The organism is Polaromonas sp. P1_E1_2 (genome assembly GCF_056406035.1).
The window spans coordinates 1-3,613 of sequence record NZ_JBFUAZ010000447.1 but is presented as its reverse complement, the minus strand read 5'-3'; the positions used below and the strand labels follow the sequence as shown (position 1 = coordinate 3,613).

Genomic DNA, 3,613 nt, shown 5'->3' with positions numbered 1-3,613 from the left:
AACCGGAACTTCAAACACGTGAATCGCAGAAACATGCTTTATGGCGCCGCCGCCGCCTTGGCCGGCCTGGCGGGTGCAGGCGTCGCCTGGTGGAAATTCCAGCCCCATGCAGTGGATGAAAAGGTGGTGGTGCCTACTCCCGGCAGCCCATCTGGCAGTGCGACCGACGCATTCTGGAGCCTGAACTTCGACACGCCCGACGGCAAGAACCTGTCCTTGAGCAGCTTTCGCGGGAAGCTGCTGTTGGTGAATTTCTGGGCCACCTGGTGCCCGCCCTGCGTAGAGGAATTGCCTTTATTGGATTACTTCTATCAGGAAAATCGCGATAAAAACCTGCAAGTGCTGGGTTTGGCTGTCGATCAGCCCAGCGCGGTGCGAACCTGGCTGCAAACCAGACCGCTGCATTTCCCGGTCGGCATGGCCGGCCTGGGTGGAACGGAGCTCAGCAAGTCACTGGGCAATATCGCCGGCAGTTTGCCTTTTACCGCGGTGTTCAGCGCCTCGGGTGAACTGCTTCACCGCAAGATCGGCAAGGTCCTGCCGGAAGACCTGGCGCTCTGGGCCAAGCTCAATTAGGCGCAAGGCATTGCTGATGGGCCGTGCTGCATCGAAACCTTCGGTAACAGCCGGGAACAGCCTCTAACGGTATCTTCCGCGGGGTTTTTGAGGCGGAGCGGCCAGCCGCCAGACGGTTGGGAATGGCCTCCGGCTTGATGTACACTCTGCGCTTTCCCGGGGTAAGCCGCCTGGCTCGTCCCCCGCAGTAATTAACTGATAAGCGCTTTAAAGCGTAAAAGCAGAAAGTAAGTGAAAAAAGAAGGAAGATCGGTGGCCGCGTCAAGTGCCTGCCGTTTCCAGCCTTTCAGTCAAAAAAGCTGCGCCGAGATCCCGCGCCAGCATCTACCGTCGTTGGAGAGAACCTATGGATTTAAGAAAACTCAAGACCCTGATCGACCTCGTCTCAGAGTCCAACGTCTCCGAGCTGGAGATCACTGAAGCCGAAGGCAAGGTGCGTATTGTCAAATCCAGCGGCGCCCCCCTGGTGATGCAGCAGCCGGTTGCCATGGTAGCAGCTCCCGCAGCGGCGCCTGCGGCCGGCGCGCCTGCCGCACCGATCGCCGAGGCGGCGCCCGCAGCCCCCGCCGGGCATGCCGTCAAGTCGCCCATGGTGGGCACTTTCTACCGCTCTGCCAGCCCCGGCGCCAAGCCTTTTGTCGAAGTGGGCAGCGTCATCAAGGAAGGCGAAACCATCTGCATCATTGAGGCCATGAAGATCCTCAACGAGATCGAAGCCGACAAATCGGGCACTGTCACCAAGATTCTTTCGGAAAACGGCCAGGCTGTCGAATACGGCCAACCCCTCTTCATCATTGAGTAAGCGGGCGCCTTGCCTCCTTTCCAAACCAGGCTTACCGACGCATGTTCAAGAAAATACTGATCGCCAACAGGGGTGAGATTGCCCTGCGCATCCAGCGCGCCTGCCGCGAACTCGGCGTGAAGGCCGTGATGGTCTATTCCGAAGCCGACCGCGAGGCCAAATACATCAAGCTGGCCGACGAGTCGGTCTGCATCGGCCCGGCGCCTTCCAAAGACAGCTACCTCAACATGCCCGCCATCATCTCGGCAGCCGAGGTGACGGATGCTGAAGCCATCCACCCCGGATATGGTTTCCTGAGCGAAAACGCCGACTTCGCCGAGCGCGTGGAAAAAAGCGGCTTCAAGTTCATTGGCCCCACGCCGGAATCAATCCGCATCATGGGCGACAAGGTCTCGGCCAAGCAGACCATGATCAAGGCCGGTGTGCCCTGTGTACCTGGCTCCGAAGGCGCCTTGCCCGATGACCCGGTCGTCATCAAGCGCACTGCCAAGCAGGTCGGCTATCCCGTCATCATCAAGGCGGCCGGCGGTGGCGGCGGGCGCGGCATGCGCGTGGTGCATACCGAGGCAGCCCTGCTGCACGCGGTGCAGACCACCAAGGCCGAAGCCGGCGCGGCTTTCGGCAACCCCGAGGTCTACATGGAGAAATTCCTGCAGAACCCGCGGCACATCGAAATCCAGATTCTGGCGGACCAGCACAAGAATGCGGTCTGGCTGGGTGAACGCGACTGTTCCATGCAGCGCCGCCACCAGAAAGTCATCGAAGAAGCGCCGGCGCCCGGGATTCCGCGCAAGCTGATCGAGCGCATTGGTGAGCGCTGCGTCGCCGCCGTCAAAAAGATCGGCTACCGTGGCGCGGGCACCTTTGAGTTTCTCTACGAAAACGGCGAGTTCTACTTCATCGAGATGAACACGCGTGTCCAGGTCGAGCATCCGGTCACCGAATGGATCACCGGCGTGGACATCGTGCGCACCCAGATCATGGTGGCGGCCGGTGAAAAGCTGCCTTTTGCCCAGCGCGACATCCAGCTCAAAGGCCATTCGATTGAATGCCGCATCAACGCGGAAGATCCCTACAAGTTTGTCCCTTCGCCGGGCCGTATCACGACCTGGCACACGCCGGGCGGACCGGGCGTGCGGGTGGACTCGCATATTTATGCCAACTACTTTGTGCCGCCCAACTATGACTCGATGATCGGCAAGATCATTGTTCACGGTGATACGCGTGAGCAGGCGCTGGCCCGCATGAGCACGGCGCTGGCCGAAACCGTGGTGGAAGGCATCAACACCAACATCCCGTTGCACCGCGAACTGATGGTGGACGCCAAGTTCATGGACGGCGGTACCAATATCCACTACCTTGAAGAGTGGCTCTCCAAACGAGAGAGATAAAGCCCCCACGGTGGATGTGGCCCCCACGATCGCTCACTTCGTGTAGCTTCCTGCCCCCCGAGGGGGCCGCCGCGCCTGCGGTCTGGCAAAGCCAGTCCCGCGGCCCCGGCTTGAATTGAATACCTGTCGCCTCGGCGTACAACTGGTGATGAACGATGTTTGAACTGATCCTGCTGGCTCCTGTCGACGAAGTCGAAACCCTTAGCGAGGCGCTCGACGCGCTCGACGCGCTCAGTGTGTCGGTGGAAGACGCCGATGCGCAGACGCCGGCTGAGCAGGCTTTGTTCGGTGAACCCGATATGCCACCGCCCAGGGCTGGCTGGGAGCGTTCGCGAATCGTCTCGCTGTTTGCCACTGAAACTCTGGCGCGCGATGCGGCGGGCGTGCTGGCTGCCCAGGACTTCTTTGCAGCCTGCAGCGTGGTGGCTGTTCAGCCTGTGCCGGAACAAGACTGGGTGCGGCTCACGCAGTCGCAGTTCGCGCCGGTCGATATCACCCCCGAATTCTGGATCGTGCCGACCTGGCATGAGCCGCCTGCCGAGGCCAAACAGGTGATTCGCCTGGATCCAGGCTTGGCCTTCGGCACCGGCACCCATCCGACCACGCGCATGTGCCTTCGATGGGTGGCTGGTCAGGGCGCTGCAGGCAACAACCTCGGCCGTGTCCTGGATTACGGCTGCGGTTCCGRCATCCTGGCCATTGGTGCGGCGAAGTTCGGCGCGACCGAAATCGATGCCGTCGACATCGACCMGGCTGCCGTTGAGTCGACGCGCGCCAATGCCGAAGCCTACCATGTGGTGCTCAATGCTGGGCTTCCGGAGAGGGCGTCTGGCAAATACCAGAT

General features: G+C 61.1%; 4 protein-coding genes. All 4 read left to right on the top strand.

What is annotated here, in order from left to right:
- Positions 1-576, top strand: a 576-nt coding sequence (locus AC1D1P_RS17720; protein ID WP_477673868.1) for a TlpA disulfide reductase family protein, incomplete at its 5' end; no start/stop codon positions are given.
- Between the two features lie 346 nt (positions 577-922).
- The gene (gene accB, locus AC1D1P_RS17715) at positions 923-1,378 is read left to right on the top strand and encodes an acetyl-CoA carboxylase biotin carboxyl carrier protein (RefSeq protein ID WP_477668375.1); all 456 of its coding nucleotides are present in this window, start codon (positions 923-925) and stop codon (positions 1,376-1,378) included.
- Between the two features lie 41 nt (positions 1,379-1,419).
- Positions 1,420-2,769, top strand: coding sequence for an acetyl-CoA carboxylase biotin carboxylase subunit (accC, locus tag AC1D1P_RS17710; protein ID WP_457281072.1), 1,350 nt, complete (start codon positions 1,420-1,422; stop codon positions 2,767-2,769).
- Between the two features lie 155 nt (positions 2,770-2,924).
- Positions 2,925-3,613, top strand: a 689-nt coding sequence (locus AC1D1P_RS17705; protein ID WP_477673867.1) for a 50S ribosomal protein L11 methyltransferase, incomplete at its 3' end; no start/stop codon positions are given.

What these genes read in the sequence shown, in the direction of transcription:
- accB (WP_477668375.1), top strand. Translation starts at nt 923, where the DNA reads ATGGATTTAAGAAAACTCAAGACCCTGATCGACCTCGTCTCAGAGTCC.
- accC (WP_457281072.1), top strand. Translation starts at nt 1,420, where the DNA reads ATGTTCAAGAAAATACTGATCGCCAACAGGGGTGAGATTGCCCTGCGC.